The 17,562-nt window shown below is 60.7% G+C and carries 14 protein-coding genes; 6 read left to right on the plus strand and 8 right to left on the minus strand.

Annotated elements, in window-relative coordinates:
- Position 1 precedes the first annotated feature (1 nt).
- From QIY50_00680 to QIY50_00690, 3 genes are all read left to right on the plus strand, one after another.
- Positions 2–892 (plus strand): hypothetical protein, encoded by an 891-nt coding sequence (locus tag QIY50_00680; protein WGV20861.1) that lies wholly within the window; start codon positions 2–4, stop codon positions 890–892.
- A gap of 154 nt (positions 893–1,046) precedes the next feature.
- On the plus strand, positions 1,047–1,940 hold the full coding sequence (locus tag QIY50_00685) for a hypothetical protein (protein ID WGV20862.1): 894 nt from the start codon (positions 1,047–1,049) through the stop codon (positions 1,938–1,940).
- A 368-nt stretch (positions 1,941–2,308) separates the two neighbouring features.
- Positions 2,309–2,974, plus strand: a complete 666-nt coding sequence (locus QIY50_00690) for a hypothetical protein (protein WGV20863.1) — start codon at positions 2,309–2,311, stop codon at positions 2,972–2,974.
- On the opposite strand, the gene QIY50_00695 is transcribed toward QIY50_00690, so the two are convergent.
- The 3 genes from QIY50_00695 to QIY50_00705 all read right to left on the minus strand — a co-directional run bounded on the left by QIY50_00695 (position 2,961) and on the right by QIY50_00705 (position 7,202).
- On the minus strand, positions 2,961–3,773 hold the full coding sequence (locus tag QIY50_00695) for a class I SAM-dependent methyltransferase (GenBank protein WGV20864.1): 813 nt from the start codon (positions 3,771–3,773) through the stop codon (positions 2,961–2,963). The genes QIY50_00690 and QIY50_00695 overlap by 14 nt on opposite strands.
- Before the next feature lie 388 nt (positions 3,774–4,161).
- Complete coding sequence (locus QIY50_00700) at positions 4,162–6,348, minus strand: OsmC domain/YcaO domain-containing protein (protein WGV20865.1); 2,187 nt, start codon at positions 6,346–6,348, stop codon at positions 4,162–4,164.
- Positions 6,349–6,563: 215 nt separating this feature from the next.
- Positions 6,564–7,202, minus strand: a complete 639-nt coding sequence (locus QIY50_00705) for a LysE family transporter (GenBank protein WGV20866.1) — start codon at positions 7,200–7,202, stop codon at positions 6,564–6,566.
- Positions 7,203–7,314: 112 nt separating this feature from the next.
- Here QIY50_00705 and QIY50_00710 point away from each other — a divergent pair, with 112 nt between their 5' ends.
- Positions 7,315–7,758 (plus strand): Lrp/AsnC family transcriptional regulator, encoded by a 444-nt coding sequence (locus tag QIY50_00710; GenBank protein WGV20867.1) that lies wholly within the window; start codon positions 7,315–7,317, stop codon positions 7,756–7,758.
- A gap of 36 nt (positions 7,759–7,794) precedes the next feature.
- On the opposite strand, the gene QIY50_00715 is transcribed toward QIY50_00710, so the two are convergent.
- Both QIY50_00715 and QIY50_00720 read right to left on the minus strand, forming a co-directional pair.
- Positions 7,795–9,186, minus strand: coding sequence for an amino acid permease (locus QIY50_00715; GenBank protein ID WGV20868.1), 1,392 nt, complete (start codon positions 9,184–9,186; stop codon positions 7,795–7,797).
- Positions 9,187–9,266: 80 nt separating this feature from the next.
- Entirely contained in the window at positions 9,267–10,091 is an 825-nt protein-coding gene (locus tag QIY50_00720; protein WGV23130.1) for a phytanoyl-CoA dioxygenase family protein, read from the minus strand.
- A 180-nt stretch (positions 10,092–10,271) separates the two neighbouring features.
- Here QIY50_00720 and QIY50_00725 point away from each other — a divergent pair, with 180 nt between their 5' ends.
- Entirely contained in the window at positions 10,272–11,138 is an 867-nt protein-coding gene (locus tag QIY50_00725) for a LysR family transcriptional regulator (protein WGV20869.1), read from the plus strand.
- A 129-nt stretch (positions 11,139–11,267) separates the two neighbouring features.
- Here QIY50_00725 and QIY50_00730 read toward each other — a convergent pair whose 3' ends face one another.
- The 3 genes from QIY50_00730 to QIY50_00740 form a co-directional block, all read right to left on the minus strand.
- Positions 11,268–12,842, minus strand: a complete 1,575-nt coding sequence (locus QIY50_00730; GenBank protein WGV20870.1) for an aldehyde dehydrogenase (NADP(+)) — start codon at positions 12,840–12,842, stop codon at positions 11,268–11,270.
- A 204-nt stretch (positions 12,843–13,046) separates the two neighbouring features.
- Positions 13,047–14,036 carry a GguC family protein gene (gene gguC / locus QIY50_00735; protein WGV20871.1) on the minus strand — a complete coding sequence of 330 codons (990 nt, stop codon included), beginning with the start codon at positions 14,034–14,036 and terminating at the stop codon, positions 13,047–13,049.
- Positions 14,037–14,064: 28 nt separating this feature from the next.
- Entirely contained in the window at positions 14,065–15,372 is a 1,308-nt protein-coding gene (locus QIY50_00740) for an MFS transporter (GenBank protein WGV20872.1), read from the minus strand.
- A gap of 184 nt (positions 15,373–15,556) precedes the next feature.
- Between QIY50_00740 and QIY50_00745 the strand changes: the two genes are divergently transcribed.
- Positions 15,557–17,290 carry an IlvD/Edd family dehydratase gene (locus QIY50_00745; protein WGV20873.1) on the plus strand — a complete coding sequence of 578 codons (1,734 nt, stop codon included), beginning with the start codon at positions 15,557–15,559 and terminating at the stop codon, positions 17,288–17,290.
- Positions 17,291–17,562: the final 272 nt, after the last annotated feature.

The raw sequence follows: 17,562 nt of genomic DNA on the forward strand, positions 1-17,562 counted from the left end.
CATGGCAACCATCTGGATATTCAACTCAACGTCAGACTCCGGGCATAAACCTGCCATTGGCGGGCAGCTGGTAAAAGTATCAAAAAACACCTTATGCTTACGTAATCCATGGGTAACAGACTCCGTATTCATGGGGAAATTATACTGCACAATGACAATCGCACTACTGATTGGTTTTTACCCCTACCTCATTCCAAGTATCCCAGATCTGTACACTGAAGACACTGTATTGTTGTTATTGTTTTTAACAGCCCCCTTCATATTCACTCCTTTTCTGATCTATCGAATCTACTTTATAAAAGGCTTATCAAGTTTTTGCCTCAACCGCTTAACTCAAAAAATCTATTACCAGCGCTTGAATAAAGTATTAGTTTTTGAATGGAGCAATACGGGGGGTGGAATATTCAAACGCACCGAATACGGCGGCTCATCCTTCAGCACCAGCTATGCCCTCGCCTTCGCCCCTCGCCAAGCGGACGGCAGTCTCCACCAAAAGGATTGCCTCTGGGTCGACAGCAACGAACCCACCGAACCCGGCGTCAAGCACGTTGCCGAAGTCTGGGAATACCTCCGCCACTTCATGGATCACGGCCCGGACAAGCTCCCCCCGCCCGGCGAACCCAACTGGTGGCACAAGCCGCTACACGCCATCTGCCTGACCCCGGCAGAAGCCTGGCGCCACTACGCCCCCTGGCGTACCGGCGAACCCGGTGAAATGCAAGGCAAGAAGAACTGGCAACTGCCGTTCTGGGCCGTACTGTTCCCCTACAACATCACGCTGGCGATCTGCTGGTACGGCATCTGTTGCCTGTTCAATGTCCGAGCAGCCCCACCGCCCCCAGAAGCATTTGAGGAAGCCCCAGCGCATTCAACCAAAAGGAAACGTACATGAACGACGCCTCCGTCAACTGGATCCTCTCGAGCTCAACTTGCTCAATACACACTACAAAACAACGCCATTTCGCGATTCACCCTGCCTACGGTACCAATCACGGGTTGGACAAAGACAATGACATCCATTCAACTTTCCGTTTTGAGCGCTGATCATGGCTACCATATGGCTATTCAACACGACATCCGACTCAGGTCATAACCCTGCTATTGGTGGACAGCTATTAAGCTTATCAAAAAATACTTTATGCCTGCGAAACCCTTGGGTAACAGACTCTGTTTTCATGGGAAAGCTGTACTGCGCAATGATTATCGTATTGATGATTGGCCTATACCCTGACTTACTATCCAGCGAAGCCTGGGGCCCATACACCTTCAGCCTCATCCTGATTGGTGGAACAGTGATTGGACCTTTTATTTTTCTTCCGTTTCTGGTTTATCGAATATATTTCATAAAACGATTATCAAGCTTCTGCCTTAACCGGGAAACTAAAAAAATCTACTATCAACGCTTGAGTAAAGTACTAGTCTTTGATTGGGGTAATACCGGAGGGGGGATTTTCAAGCGCACTGAGTTTGGCGGTTCATCGTTCAGCACCAGCTATGCCCTCGCCTTCGCCCCTCGCCGGGAGGACGGCAGCCTCCACCAAAAGGATTGCCTCTGGGTCGACAGCAACGACCCCACCGAACCCGGCGTCAAGCACGTTGCCGAAGTCTGGGAATACCTCCGCCACTTCATGGATCACGGCCCGGACAAGCTCCCCTCGCCCGGCGAACCCAACTGGTGGCACAAGCCACTGCACGCAATCTGCCTGACCCCGGCAGAAGCCTGGCGCCACTACGCCCCCTGGCGTACCGGCGAACCCGGTGAAATGCAAGGCAAGAAGAACTGGCAACTGCCGTTCTGGGCCGTACTGTTCCCCTACAACATCACGCTGGCGATCTGCTGGTACGGCATCTGTCGCCTGTTCAATGTCCGGGCAGCCCCACCGCCCCCAGAAGCATTTGAGGAAGCCCCAGCGCATTCAACCAAAAGGAAACGTACATGAACGACGCCTCCGTCAACTGGATCCTCTCGAGCCCAACTTGCTCAATACACACTACAAAACAACGCCATTTCGCGATTCACCCTGCCTACGGTACCAATCACGGGTTGGACAAAGTCAATGACATCCATTCAACTTTCCGTTTTGAGCACTGATCATGGCTACCATATGGCTATTCAATACAACATCCGATTCAGGTCATAAACCTGCTATTGGTGGACAGCTATTAAGCACATCCAAAAACACCTTGCGCCTGCAAAATCCCTGGACAACAGACTCAGTTTTCATGGGAAAGTTGTACTGCGCAATGATGATTGGGTTGATGATTGGATTTTACCCACTTCTACTATCCAGAAACATTTCGGAGATGTATGAATCCGCCCCATTATTGGCATCTGGATTTTTTCTTATGCCCCTTCACTTTCCTCCCCTTTTTCATTTATCGAATATATCTCATAAAAGGCTTGTCAAGCATCTGCCTCAACAGAGCCTCCAAGAAAATATACTACCAACGATTGAGCAAAGTAATAGTTTTTGATTGGAATAACACCGGCGGAGGTCTCTTCAAACGCACTGAATTCAGTGGTTCATCGTTCAGCACCAGCTATGCCCTCGCCTTCGCCCCTCGCCGGGCGGACGGCAGCCTCTACCAAAAGGATTGCCTCTGGGTCGACAGCAACGAGCCCACCGAGCCCGGCGTCAAGCACGTTGCCGAAGTCTGGGAATACCTCCGCCACTTCATGGATCACGGCCCGGACAAGCTCCCCCCGCCCGGCGAACCCAACTGGTGGCACAAGCCGCTGCATGCCATCTGCCTGACCCCGGCAGAGGCCTGGCGCCACTACGCCCCCTGGCGAACCGGCGAACCCGGTGAAATGCAGGGCAAGAAGAACTGGCAATTGCCGTTCTGGGCCGTACTGTTTCCTTACAACCTGACCGTCGCCATCGCTTGGTACTTCGTCTGCAAGCTTTTCAATGTCCGGGCAGCGCCACCACCGGCAGAGGCCTTCGAAGGAGTACCTGCTAACCCCGAATGACCACCACCTCAAGGTATTCACTCGGCACCACCAATGACCCAGAGCCCCCCACATTACTTTCATTCAGCAACTGGGTCAGATCCCGCTCCAGCGCCCTGGCCGCCTCCGGCTCCAGCGAGGCAAACGCCTTGTGCACCGGCCCGTACCACGTGCGGAACACTTCGATGAAATGCGCCGCCGAGCGATAGCGGAAGTTGAAGTGCTGGCGGCTGACCTTCAATTCGCCTAGCGCCGCCTCGAACATAACGCGCAACTGTTCTTCATCACCCCAGCGTGAAGGCGGCAGAGCCCCGGCTGGTGGCGGCACATGCCGCCCGAGGGTCTTGAACATCTGCCCGACGAAGCCTTGCGGGGTCCAGTTGGCCAGCCCGATCCGGCCACCGGGCCGGCACACTCGAGCCAACTCGCGCGCGGCCTGGGCCTGGTCGGGGGCGAACATCACGCCGAAGGTGGAAAGCACGGCATCGAAGGTGCCGTCGGCAAATGGCAGCGCTTCGGCATCGGCGGTCTGGAACACCACGTTGAGGTGCTCGGCCCGCGCCCGTTCTTCGCCGCGCTTGAGCAATTCGGGCACATAGTCGGTGGAGGTGACACGGCAACCGCGCCGGGCGGCGGCCAGGGTGGCATTGCCGTTGCCGGCGGCGACATCCAGCACCTGCTCGTCCCAGCGCAGGTCACAGGCTTCGGCCAGGCGCTCGCCAACCAGTTGCAGGGTGGTGCCGATTACCGCGTAGTCGCCACTGGCCCACGCGGCTTGCTGGCGGGCTTTGAGGGCATTGGTATCCAAAGGGGTGCTCATGGTCTGCGCCTTCTTGTCGTGCGCGGCCGAGGTCCTTCTGGCGGTCAACGCGCCATGGATTCAGGGGATAGGAGCAAAACGCTACGCGCCTGGCAGGCGAAACGGCAAGACAGATTGGGGATAGCGGCAAGAACAAAGCGCTATATGAAGGCTACCGGGCCCAATCGCCGGCAAGCCACCACCCCTTCAAGTATCACCATACAAGCGGCTTTAGCCGCGAAGAATCCAACGCGGTGCATGGCACCGGTTGCGCCGGTGTTCGCGGCTAAAGCCGCTCCCACAGTGTCCCTGCCCATTCAATGAGTTATGTGCAGTTCTATGAGAGCTGGCTTGCCGGCGATGAGGCCAGAACAGGCAGTACAAGATAGCGATTGGAGCACTGCGGCTATCAGGCGAACTTGGCCCGGGCCGCGTGCAGCTTCTTGTAGCTTTCAACAAGGCGCAGGTGGCGATCGAGGCCTTCAAGCTTCATACTGGTCGGCGTCAGGCCATGGAAGCGCACGCTGCCGTCCACCGAACCCAGCACCGCGTCCATGCGCGGGTTACCGAACATACGGCGGAAGTTGGCTTCGTAGTCGTCCATTTCCAGCTCGTCGTCCAGCAGCACTTCCAGCACCACGTTCAGCGCCTGGTAGAACAGCCCGCGCTCGACGGTGTTGTCGTTGAACTGCAGGAACGCTTCGACCAGCTCCTTGGCATCCTCGAAGCGCTGCACCGCCAGGCAGATCAGCAACTTCAACTCGAGAATGGTCAGCTGGCCCCACACCGTGTTCTCGTCGAACTCCACGCCAATCAGCGTGGTAATGGTGGTGTAGTCATCCACATCGCAGTTGTCCAGGCGCTTGAGCAGCAGCTTGAGGGAACGGTTGTCGAGGCTGTGCAGGTTGAGGATGTCGGCGCGGAACGACAAGGCGCGGTTGGTGTTGTCCCAGATCAGGTCCTCGACCGGGTAGATCTCCGAATAACCCGGCACCAGGATACGGCAGGCGGTAGCGCCAAGGTTGTCGTACACCGCCATGTACACTTCCTTGCCCAGGTCTTCGAGGATGCCGAACAGGGTCGCGGCTTCCTGCACGTTGGAATCCTCGCCGTGACCGGAGAAGTCCCACTCGACGAATTCGAAGTCGGCCTTGGCACTGAAGAAGCGCCACGACACCACGCCGCTGGAGTCGATGAAGTGCTCCACGAAGTTGTTCGGCTCGGTCAGCGCGTGGCTTTCGAAGGTCGGTTGCGGCAGGTCGTTCAAGCCTTCGAAGCTACGCCCCTGCAGCAGTTCGGTGAGGCTGCGCTCCAGCGCCACCTCCAGGCTCGGGTGGGCGCCGAACGAAGCGAACACGCCACCGGTGCGCGGGTTCATCAAGGTCACGCACATCACCGGGAACTCGCCCCCCAGCGACGCATCCTTGACCAGCACGGGGAAGCCCTGCTCTTCCAGGCCCTGGATGCCGGCGACGATGGCCGGGTACTTGGCCAGCACCTCCTGCGGCACATCCGGCAGGCACAGCTCGCCTTCGAGGATTTCGCGCTTCACCGCGCGCTCGAAGATTTCCGACAGGCACTGCACCTGCGCCTCGGCCAAGGTGTTGCCGGCGCTCATGCCGTTGCTGAGGAACAGGTTTTCGATCAGGTTGGACGGGAAGTACACCACCTGCTGGTCGGACTGGCGCACGAACGGCAACGAGCAGATGCCGCGCGCGGTGTTGCCCGAGTTGGTGTCGTAAAGGTGCGAGCCACGCAATTCACCGTCCGGGTTGTAGATGGCCAGGCAGTGCTCATCGAGAATCTCGGCCGGCAGCGCATCGCGCGGGCCGGGTTTGAACCACTGCTCGTTCGGGTAGTGCACGAACGGCGCGTTGGCCAGGTCCTCACCCCAGAACTGGTCGTTATAGAAGAAGTTGCAGTTCAACCGCTCGATGAACTCGCCCAGCGCCGAGGCCAGCGCTGCCTCCTTTGTCGCGCCCTTGCCGTTGGTGAAGCACATCGGCGACTGGGCGTCGCGCACGTGCAGCGACCACACGTTAGGCACGATGTTGCGCCACGAGGCGATTTCGATCTTCATCCCCAGCCCGGCGAGGATGCCCGACATGTTGGCGATGGTCTGCTCAAGCGGCAGGTCCTTGCCGGGGATGTAGGTGCTGGTGTCCGCCACCGGCATCAGCAGGCCCTGGGCATCGGCATCGAGGTTGTCGACCACTTCGATAACGAACTCGGGGCCGGTCTGCACGACCTTCTTCACCGTGCAGCGGTCGATGGAGCGCAGGATGCCCTGGCGGTCCTTCTCGGAAATGTCCTCGGGCAGTTCGACCTGAATCTTGAAGACCTGGTTGTAGCGGTTTTCCGGGTCGACGATGTTGTTCTGCGACAGGCGAATGTTTTCGGTAGGGATGTCGCGGGTCTGGCAGTACAGCTTGACAAAGTAAGCCGCGCACAAGGCCGAAGACGCCAGGAAATAGTCGAACGGCCCCGGGGCCGAGCCATCCCCTTTGTAGCGGATCGGTTGGTCGGCGATCACCGTGAAGTCGTCGAACTTGGCTTCGAGACGGAGATTGTCGAGAAAATTGACCTTGATTTCCATGCGGGATTACCGTGATTTAAGCGTGCAAAACGAAATTGGCCGGCATTATCCGGGTTTTTCTGCCGGAAGTCCTGTTTGCCTGACCGGCCCTATCGCCGGCAAGCCGGCTCCCACAGGGATCGCGCCAGCTTTTAGAAATTGAGCAAGACAGTTGCTACCACAGGGAACGCAGATCACACGGGCCGAGTGGCTTGCAGGCATTCGTCCGACATCTGCTACAAAACCAGGCGCAACCCGATGACCACCTGGGCAAAGCCGAAGGTGCCGATAGCGACTGCGGACATTGCTGAGATGACCCGCATGAACGAGACGGACATCTTCTTGCGCAAAGCCGCCGTCAGCCCACTCAGGCAAAGCCACCAGGCAGCAGAGCCCAAGAAGACTCCAGCCAGCATCGAGCAAGTGCCAAACCACATTGCTTCACCCGCCTGCGGCTCGCCGGACAGCGGGTCGAGTGCCGCAAAAATGGCAATGAAGGCCAATATTGTCATGGGGTTGGACAGGGTTAACCCGAACGCTGTCAGGAAGTCGCGAGTGAGTTCCGTAGAGGCTACCGCCTCTGCTGCATGCTTGGGGTTCAGCGCGTCGCGGGCAATGCCCCAGGCCAGCCACACCAGGAACGCACCACCCACCACCTTCAGAAATATTGCCAGCGACGGTGCAGACAGGGCGACCCCGGTAATGCCAATTGCCCCAAGCAACCCATAGAGGGTATCGGCGCTTGCAGCCCCTAGCCCTGTCGCAAGCCCTGAGCGAAAGCCACGCTTCAGGCTCCGCTGGACGCAGAGCAGGCCAATCGGGCCGACCGGTGCAGCGATTGAAAAGCCAATAACAAACGCCTTGATGAACAACATGAGCCCCTCCATACGGTGCGCTTCGGTCATGGAGGCATGGTAGGCATAGCTCGGGTGGGGCAGAATGGGTTTTCCAAGGAAAATTCTTCTTTTGCCTAAGGAATTAAGCCACATGGATGATATTGACTGGAAAATCCTTGAACGCCTTCAGGGCAATGGTCGCATGACCTATACAGAGCTTGCACGGCATGTCCACCTCTCGGTGCCTGCCGTCACCGAGCGTGTCAGGCGCCTTGAGGAAGACGGCGTGATCGAGGGCTACGCGGCGCGGGTCAACCCGATAAAAGCGGGTTATCTGGTTGGGGCAATGCTGGCCATGACAGTACCCCAACCGGCTAAAGCAAAATTCCTCAAGCTGTTAGGTTCGATTCCGGAAGTGCTGGAGTGTCATCACATAACAGGCGCAGATTCCTACATCTTCCGTGTAGTCGCCGCCAGCATGACCGATCTGGAGCGACTAATCGAAAGGATCAACATCTATGGAGAAACGCGAACGTCCATCGTGATGTCTACCCCGATCCCCGCACGGGCACTTGAACGCCCCACTCGATCGTGACCCGGAATGGTTCGAAGGGACATGCCGGGCACAGCCTCAAGCGTTGGCCGACAGCTGACGCGGAGCACGCACACCCCACAACCAGTAACCCAGGGATAGCAGCAGCAACCAGCCGACCCCGACATACATGGCTGTGCGGCTGGCCGGGAACCAACCGAGCACGCCAAAAATGAATACCATGAAAGCGATGGCGCAGGCTGGCCCTACCGGCCACAGTGGCACACGATAATCCAGTGCAGCCGCCTGCTCCTTGCTCATGCCGAGCCGCATGGCCACTTGAGAAAGCAGGATCATCAACCAGACCCAGACAATGGAGAACGTGACCACCGCAGCGAGCACCAGGAACAAGTCTTCTGGTACCAGGTAGTTCAATACCACGCCCAGAAGCAGCGCTACGCCCATCACTGCAACCGTCATCCACGGCACACCGAAACGCGACAACGATGCGAAACCGGCTGGTGCCTGGCCGTCCTGAGCCATACCGTACATCATGCGCCCAGCGCTGAAGATATCGCTATTGATGGCTGAAACAGCCGCTGAAATAACCACGATGTTCAACACCGTTGCCGCTGAACTGATACCAAGACCACTGAAGATCTGCACGAACGGGCTACCGTGGCTGCCAATGCTGGTCCAAGGGTAAATGGCCATGAGCACCAACAGGGTAAGAATGTAGAACAGCAGTATGCGCAAAGGCACCGAGTTGATAGCCTTCGGCAATACGCGCTTCGGGTCCCTTGCCTCGCCTGCGGTGATGCCGATCATTTCGACCCCGCCAAAGGCGAACATCACGACAGTGAAGGAAGCGATCATTCCGCTGACGCCATTAGGGAAGAACCCGCCGTGGTTCCACAGGTTCGAGATTCCGGCAACCGTGCCTGCCTCGTCATTCAACTGGATGCCCAGTAGCAGCACAGCGGCGCCTGCCACAATCATGGCAACGATCGCGGTCACCTTCAGCAACGACAACCAGAACTCCATCTCCCCGAACACTTTCACGCTGCACAGGTTCAGCGCCCCGATAAAGAACACGATCCCAAGCACCCAGATCCACGCCGGTGTTTCAGGGAACCACAGCCCCATGTAAACGCCAAAGGCCGTCACGTCTGCCAGGCATACCACCAACATCGAGAACGCGTAGCTCCAACCTGTCAGAAAGCCAAAGTAACGACCGAGGTACTGGCTGGCATAGTGGCCGAAAGAGCCTGACACCGGGTTATGAACCGCCATTTCGCCAAGGGCGCGCATCATCATGTAAATGGCTGCGCCACCGATCAGATAGGCCAGCAGAACTGAGGGCCCGGCCAACTTGATTGCCGATGCCGAGCCATAAAACAGCCCCGTACCGATAGAAGAGCCTAACGCCATGAAACGAATATGCCGGGTAGAAAGACCCCGCTTCAACTGGTGTGAAGATTGAGCGCTCATAGGTACCTTCTTGGTTTTATTATCAGGTCCGCACAACGTTAATGCCGTGCGGTTTTATCAGGCACGCATTATTCCAATCATCAAGCCCTTGGCCACAGCACCGGAAACAGTTCGTGGTTCATTTCGGCGCCGCTGGCCAGTTGCGTTTCGAGGCCGGGGAACGGTGGCGAGGTTTTCCACTGGCGCGGTGCGTGAGTAATGTCGTCGCCGAGGAAACGCACCGAGAAGGCTCGACGCCGACGATTGCCCCCGACACCGCCAGAAGCGTGCAAGGTGAGCATGTGGAAGAACACCGCGTCGCCTGGGGAGAGCGCCCAACCGAGTATGTTCCAGGCGCTGCGATCGGCCTCGATATCCGGCAGGTCCGCAAGGCTGCCTTCCGGGAACCATTGCGCCTGGCTGTCGAGGAAGCTGCGTGGCATCAGCCAGGGCCCGAGGTGCGAGCCCCCCACGAATTCAAGGGTGGATTCTCTCGAGACCGGGTCGACTGGCATCCACATGCTGCAGTTCTGGCGCCCGTCGATGTTGTAATAGGGCTGGTCCTGATGCCAGGGCGTTCGCTGGCGCGTGTTTGGCTCCTTGACCAGCAGGTGATCGTGATAAAGCCGGGCTGTCTCGCTGTTCATGAGTTGCGCTGCAACACTACCCACCCGGCTTTCAAAGATGAATTGGCGATAGGCCGGAATATCACCCCAGTTGCAGAAGTCTTCGAAGAACCAACCCGGGTCGTCAGGGCGGCTGGCCACTTTGGCGCGCTCGCTCGGGGCCTTCAGGTTCTGTTCGATACCGGTTTCGAGCAGTGCAACTTCTTCCGGCGTGAACAAGTTACGTACGCAGACGGCACCATCGCGCTGGAATGCCGCGATGGTTTCTTCACTTAGTTGAAATTCGGTGGACTGTTTCATAAAGCACCCTTTGGTCTTTTTATTGGGCAACAGCACCACTGCCAAGTATCAAGCGGAACAAGCAAGGTGCACCGCGAGTATTGCTTTTCAGCTACGATAGGAAAAGAATATATTTCCTAATTCCGAGTATAGGAAAAGATGATAGGGTTCTCGTTCAGGCAGCTCGAGTACTTCGTCGCCGTGGCCGAACACGGCAGCATCAGCGCCGCGGCTAGAGCCCGGCACGTTTCGCAGCCATCGGTTTCGGTTGCTATCGCCCAGCTCGAAGAGGCGCTGAACGAGCGGCTGTTCCGGCGCCAGGTAAGCCGCGGGCTGGAGCTGACGTCAGCAGGCACGCGCTTACTGGCCCAGGCACGCGATATCATCGGCATGGCCATTGCCATGAATCAGAACGCGGATACCACCCAAGGCTCGCTGCGCGGCAACCTGTCGCTGATCTGTTTTCAAGACTTGGGCCCCTACTACGCGCCGCGCCTTCTATCGAGCTTTCGCAAGCAGTATCCCGATGTGGAGGTCACGCTGTTCGAGACTGACCTGGCAGACGTACACCGCCACCTGAGCGCCGGTAAAGCCGAGCTCGCACTGACTTACGACATAGGCCTCGACCCCTCGCTGCCGCGCCAGGTGCTGGCTGAGTTGAAACCCTATGCACTCATCGCCACTGACCATCGCCTGGCCCACCTGGCAGCGATACCGCTGCATGAGCTGGCGCAAGAGTGTTTGATTCTTGAGGACATTGCGCAAACGCGTGAGTATTTTCTTTCGCTGTTCTGGGCGCATAACCTGCAACCGCGCACCCAGCAATTTACCCAGACCTTCGAGATGCAACGGGGGCTCGTCGCGCATGGCTACGGGGTTGCCCTGTCATGCACCCGGCCCGCCGGGGACCACTGCTATGACGGTACACCGCTGTTGTGCCGGCCTTTGCTGGAAGAGGTATCACCGCAAAAAGTCGTGCTGGCGCAATCAGGCGCGATGCACCCATCACCGGTGGCGGAGGCGTTCCAGAGCTGGGTTGCTGGGGAGATAGCCAGTGGCGGTACCTGAGGTCGCTCACTCAAGAAAGCGCCCCTGTGGGAGCGGGTTCACCCGCGAACACCGGCGAAGCCGGTGCCAGCCATGCCTGCCGTAAGCCGCCAGGCTGGGCCTGGCGGGAGTAACCTGACAGCGCTTGCGTCAGGCCAGCGCCTCGCGGCTGTGCTGTCCATCGACCAGCCGCTGCAGGCCCAGCGGGTTGGCGTTTTTCAGGGCATCGGGCAATAGTGCGTCCGGGTAGTCCTGGTAGCAAACCGGTCGCAAGAAGCGGTCGATGGCCAAGGTGCCGACCGAGGTGCCACGAGCATCGGAGGTGGCCGGGTATGGCCCGCCATGCACCATCGCATCGCACACTTCAACGCCGGTCGGGTAGCCGTTGACCAACAATCGCCCGGCCTTGCGCTGCAGCACCGGCACCAGCGCGGCGAAACGCTGGAAGTCTTCCGGCTCGGCAATCAGGGTTGCGGTCAGCTGCCCATGCAGGGCTTGCACGGCGCGGCGCAGTTCGGCTTCGTCGGCTACTGCGACAGCCACCGTGGCAGGCCCGAAGACCTCTTCCTGAAGCAGTGCGTCACCGTTCAGCAGCAAGCTCACATCGGCCTGGAACAGCTGTGCCTGGGCCTGGTCACCCGCCTGCTCGGCACCGGCCAGATGGCGCACGCCCGGGTGCTGGTGCAGGCGTTGCACACCTTGGCTATAGCTGCGCAAGGTGCCGGCATTGAGCATGGTCTGCCCGGGCTGGTCGGCCAGTTGCGCGCCGAGGGTCGTGAGGAAGGTGCTGAACGCTTCGCCGGCAATACCAATGACCAGCCCGGGGTTGGTGCAGAACTGCCCGCAGCCCAGCACCACCGAACCGGCCAGTTCTCTGGCCACCTGCTCGCCACGGGCCTGCAAGGCCGCCGGCAAGACCAGAACCGGGTTGATGCTACTCATTTCGGCGAATACCGGGATCGGCTGTGGGCGCGCCGCAGCCAGCTCGCACAGGGCACGGCCGCCCTTGAGCGAGCCGGTAAAGCCCACCGCCTGAATCGCCGGGTGGCGGACCAGCGCTTCGCCGACACCAGCACCGTAGATCATGTTGAACACGCCGGCGGGCATGCCGGTGGCGAGCACTGCGCGCTCGATCGCCTCGGCCACCTGCTCGGCCGTGGCCATGTGGCCGCTATGCGCCTTGACCACCACCGGGCAGCCGGCGGCCAGCGCTGCGGCGGTGTCACCGCCGGCGGTAGAGAAGGCCAGCGGGAAATTGCTGGCGCCGAACACGGCTACCGGACCGACCCCGGTGCGGTACTGGCGCAGGTCGGGACGCGGCAGCGGCTGGCGCTGTGGCTGGGCGCGGTCGATGCGCGCGCCGAGGAAGTCGCCGCGGCGCAGCACCGTGGCGAACAGGCGCATCTGGTTGCTGGTACGCGCCCGTTCGCCCTGGATGCGCCCGGCCGGCAGCGCGGTTTCGCGGCACACGGTGGCAATGAAGGTGTCGTCCAGCGCATCCAGCTGGTCGGCAATGGCATCGAGGAACTGCGCACGGCGCTGCGGCGCCATGGCGTTGTATTCGGCAAAGGCCGCTTCGGCTGCCTGCGCGGCGGCGTCCACTTCTTCAGGTGTGGCCTGGGCAAAGGCCAGTGGCAAGGCTTCGCCGGTACGCGCATCGAGGCTGTGCAGGCGCACGCTGCCGACGGCGCTGCGCTGGCCGGCAATGAAGTTGCTTCCGGTCATGGTTGACTCCTGTAAATGAGAAGGAAGGTTCAGATGCTTATGTCAGGCAGTTGGCCCTAAGGGGCTGCTGCGCAGCCCATCGCAGGCAAGCCAGCTCCCACAGGGGACCGCGCGCTTTTTAGGCTTGTGCTGTACCTGTGGCAGCGGGCGAGCCCGCGAAGGGCCGCAAAGCGGCCCCGATTCATCAACCGGCTGGCAGCGAGCTCAAAGGCTTTTCACCACCCCGGGGCGTACCTGCGCGGGTGCTGCTGCAATGCCGTTGCGCAGCGGCTGGCCAAAGGCATCGAGGCTGACCTCGAAGGTATCGCCCGGGCGCGCCTGGATGCCGTCGGCGAATGACAGCGTGGCGGTACCGAAGTAATGCACGTGGATATCGCCAGCGCGCAGGAATTGCGGGTACTTGAAGTGGTGGAACTCGAGGTTCTCGAAGCTGTGGCACATGTTCTGCTCGCCCGACAGGAACGGCTTGCGCCACAGTTCCTGGCCGTCGCGCAGGATGCGGCTGGCACCTTCCAGGTGGGCCGGCAGCGCGCCCAGGCGCAGCTCGGGGCCGAAGCTGCAGGCGCGCAGTTTGGAGTGGGCCAGGTACAAGTAATTGCGCCGCTCCATCACATGGTCGGAAAACTCGTTGCCCAGCGCGTAACCGAGGCGATACGGCGTGCCATCGGCACCGATCAGGTACAGCCCGACCAGCTCCGGCTCCTCGCCGGCATCTTCGGCAAATGCCGGCAGCGGCAGGTCGGCGCCAGGGCGCACGACGATGCCGCCGTCGCCCTTGTAGAACCATTCCGGCTGCGCGCCCTCCTCGCCTGCCGGCGGCCGACCGCCATCGAGCCCCCACTGGAACATGCGCATGCTGTCGGTCACGGCGCCTTCGGCCTGCTGCTGGTGCATCTTGTCGCGGGTGGCGGCACTGCCCAGGTGGGTAAGCCCGGTGCCGGTGACCAGGCAATGCGCCGGGTCCGGATGGTCCAGCGGTGGCAATACGCGGCCTTCGGCCAGCAGGGCCAGGTAGTCGTGACGCTCGCCCTGGCCTGCAGCCTGCACTTCGCTGGCCAGGTCACGGCCGGCGGCAATGGCTTGCAGGGCCAGCTCGCGGGTGCTGCCGGCGCCACGTACTTCCAGGGCGTACTCGCCTTCCACCACGCCCACCCGGCGCTCGCCGGTGGCGGTTTCGAATTGAATCAATCGCATGCTTGTGCTCGCTTTTCGGTTGCAAAAGTTAGCGGGGGGCCGGGGCTACCCGCGTAGAAGCCAGGCGCTGACGGCGCTCGAGGCGGTTGTAGACCACACCAGTGAGCAGCAAGCCGAACAGCATCACCGCTGCCAGGAAATACAGGCCCGACGACAACTGCCCGGTGTGCTCCTTGAGCGCGCCGATGCCGAACGGGCCGAGATAGCCGCCAAGGTTGCCTATGGAGTTGATGAGCGCGATGCCCGCAGCGGCACTGGCACCGGAGAAGAACCGGCCTGGCAAGGTCCAGAAAATGGCCGTGCAGGAGAACAGCGCAAACGCCACCAGGCACAGCGCCGCCAGTTGCAGGCCGGGCACGCTCAGCCAGGCACTGAGGAACAGGCCGATCGCACCCAGGGCGTACAACAGGCCAAGGTGGCCGTAGCGGTCGTTCAACCGGTCAGAGCTGCGCGGCACGATCAGCAGGCCGATGATGCCGAACAGGTAAGGCACGGCCGAAACGAAACCGGTCATCAGGTCACTGCCGCCAAACTGGTGGATGAGTGTCGGCAGCCACAGGCCCAGGCCGTAGATGCTCAGGGTCACCGGCAGGTAGAACAGCGCCAGCAAAAGCACCCGGCTGTCCTTCAGGGCATGCAGCGGATTGCCATGGCGGGTCTGGCCGAACTCGCGCAGGTCATTGGCCAGCTGTTCCTGCAGCCAGCTGCGTTGCTCGTCGCTGAGCCAGCGCACCTTGGCCGGGCTGTCCGGCAGCAGCCGCAAGGTGGGCCAGGCCAGCAGCACCGCCGGTGTACCGATGCAGATGAACAGCCATTGCCAGCCATGCAGGCCGTATGTGCCATCGAGCCCCAGCAGCGCGCCCGAAAGCGGCCCGGTGATCAGCATTGCCAGCGGCTGGGAGAGGATGAAGAAGCCGAGGATCTTGCCCCGATGGCGCACCGGGTACCACTGGGTGATGTAGTACAGCACGCCCGGGAAGAAGCCCGCCTCGGCCGCCCCCAGCAGAAAGCGCATCACGTAGAACCCGTTGGGCCCGGTAACGAACGCCATACCGACGGTGATCGCGCCCCAGGTGACCAGGATGCGGGCGAACCAGCGGCGCGCGCCAAAGCGGTCGAGCAACAGGTTGCTCGGCACCTCGAACAGGAAGTAACCAATGAAGAAGAGCCCGGCACCCAGGCCATAGGCCGCGTCACCCAGGCCGATGTCGGCGCCCATGTGCAGCTTGGCGAAGCCCACCGCGGAACGGTCGACATAGGCCACCAGGTAAAGCAGTACCAGAAAAGGGATGAGTTTCAGTGTGATCAGGCGGACGAGCCGCTGCTCCTGAATCATGGCGATGTCTCCAATTGTTCTTGTAATGGGTACAACACCTGGCCGGGGACTTTTTGGCAGACCTCTGACCTGGGAGAATGATCTTATAGTATTACTAATTGCACCAACAAGCCTTCACAGAGACCAATTTTATCAGTACAGTCGATCTAACAACGATAAATAGTAATACTAATTAGGTGTCCCCATGTCTGATCCCAAACGCCCACTGCGCTCCGCCCAATGGTTCGGAACCGCTGACAAGAACGGTTTCATGTACCGCAGCTGGATGAAGAACCAGGGCATCCCGGACCATGAATTCCAGGGCAAGCCGATCATCGGCATCTGCAACACCTGGTCGGAGCTGACCCCGTGCAACGCGCACTTCCGCAAAATTGCCGAGCACGTCAAGAAGGGTGTGCTGGAGGCTGGCGGCTTCCCGGTGGAGTTCCCGGTGTTCTCCAGCGGCGAATCCAACCTGCGCCCCACCGCCATGCTTACCCGCAACCTGGCCAGTATGGATGTGGAAGAAGCGATCCGTGGCAACCCGGTGGACGCGGTGGTACTGCTGACCGGCTGTGACAAGACCACCCCGGCGCTGCTGATGGGCGCGGCGAGCTGTGACGTGCCGGCGATCGTGGTTACCGGTGGGCCGATGCTGAACGGTAAGCACAAAGGCAAGGACATTGGTGCCGGCACCATCGTCTGGCAGATGCACGAGGCCTACAAGGCCGGCCAGATCGACCTCAACGAGTTTCTCTCGGCCGAAGCCGGCATGTCGCGCTCGGCGGGTACCTGCAACACCATGGGCACCGCCTCGACCATGGCCTGCATGGCCGAGGCGCTGGGCACCTCGCTGCCGCACAACGCCGCCATCCCGGCGGTGGATGCACGGCGCTACGTGCTGGCCCACCTGTCGGGCATGCGCATTGTCGACATGGTGCGCGAAGACCTGCGCCTGTCGAAAATCCTCACCCGCGAAGCCTTCGAGAACGCCATCCGCGTCAACGCCGCCATCGGCGGCTCGACCAACGCGGTGATTCACCTCAAGGCCATTGCCGGGCGCATCGGCGTGGACCTGCAGCTGGAAGACTGGACCCGCATCGGCCGTGGTACGCCAACCCTGGTGGACCTGCAGCCCTCGGGCCGTTTCCTGATGGAAGAGTTCTACTATGCCGGCGGCCTGCCTGCGGTCATCCGCCGCCTGGGCGAAAACGGCCTGCTGCCCAACCCTGCCGCGCTGACTGCCAACGGCAAGAGCCTGTGGGATAACTGCCAGGTCGCACCACTGTACGACGAAGAGGTGATCCGCCCGATCGACAAGCCGCTGGTTGCCGATGGCGGCATCTGCATCCTGCGTGGCAACCTGGCGCCCAAGGGTGCGGTGCTCAAGCCCTCGGCCGCCACCCCGGCGCTGATGCAGCATCGTGGCCGTGCGGTGGTGTTCGAGAATTTCGACGACTATAAGGCACGCATCAACGACCCCGAGCTGGATGTGGACGCCAGTTCCGTGCTGGTGATGAAGCACTGCGGGCCCAAGGGCTACCCGGGCATGGCCGAGGTCGGCAACATGGGCCTGCCGGCCAAGCTGCTGGCCCAAGGGGTGACCGACATGGTGCGCATTTCCGATGCCCGCATGAGCGGCACCGCCTATGGCACCGTGGTACTGCATGTGGCGCCGGAAGCGGCCGCAGGCGGGCCATTGGCTGCCGTGCGTGAGGGTGACTGGATCGAACTGGATTGCAAGGAAGGCCGCCTGCACCTGGACATTTCCGACCAGGAGCTGGCCGGCCGCCTGGCCGACCTGCAAGCCCCGCCGCAGTTGATCAGCGGTGGTTACGCCAGGCTGTACCTGGACCATGTGATGCAGGCTGACGAAGGTTGCGACTTCGACTTCCTGGTCGGTTGCCGAGGGGCGGCGGTGCCCAAGCACTCGCACTAAGGCCTGACGTCATTGGGGCTGCTGCGCAGCCCATCGCCGGCAAGCCGGGCTCCCACAGGGACCGCGAAAGCCTTGAGGCTTGCGCCGTACCTGTGGGAGCCTGGCTTGCCAGCGATGGGCCGCAAAGCGGCCCCAAATCGCTTGACTGATTGGCATCAGGGCATGCCCGCGAACACCGGCAAAGCCGGTGCCATCCATCGCGTCGCCTGCTTCGCGGGCACGCCCGCTCCCACAGGTACTGCGCCGGCTTCGAGCTGACACTACACCTGTGG

It is taken from the genome of Pseudomonas putida (assembly GCA_029953615.1).
Lineage (GTDB): Bacteria > Pseudomonadota > Gammaproteobacteria > Pseudomonadales > Pseudomonadaceae > Aquipseudomonas.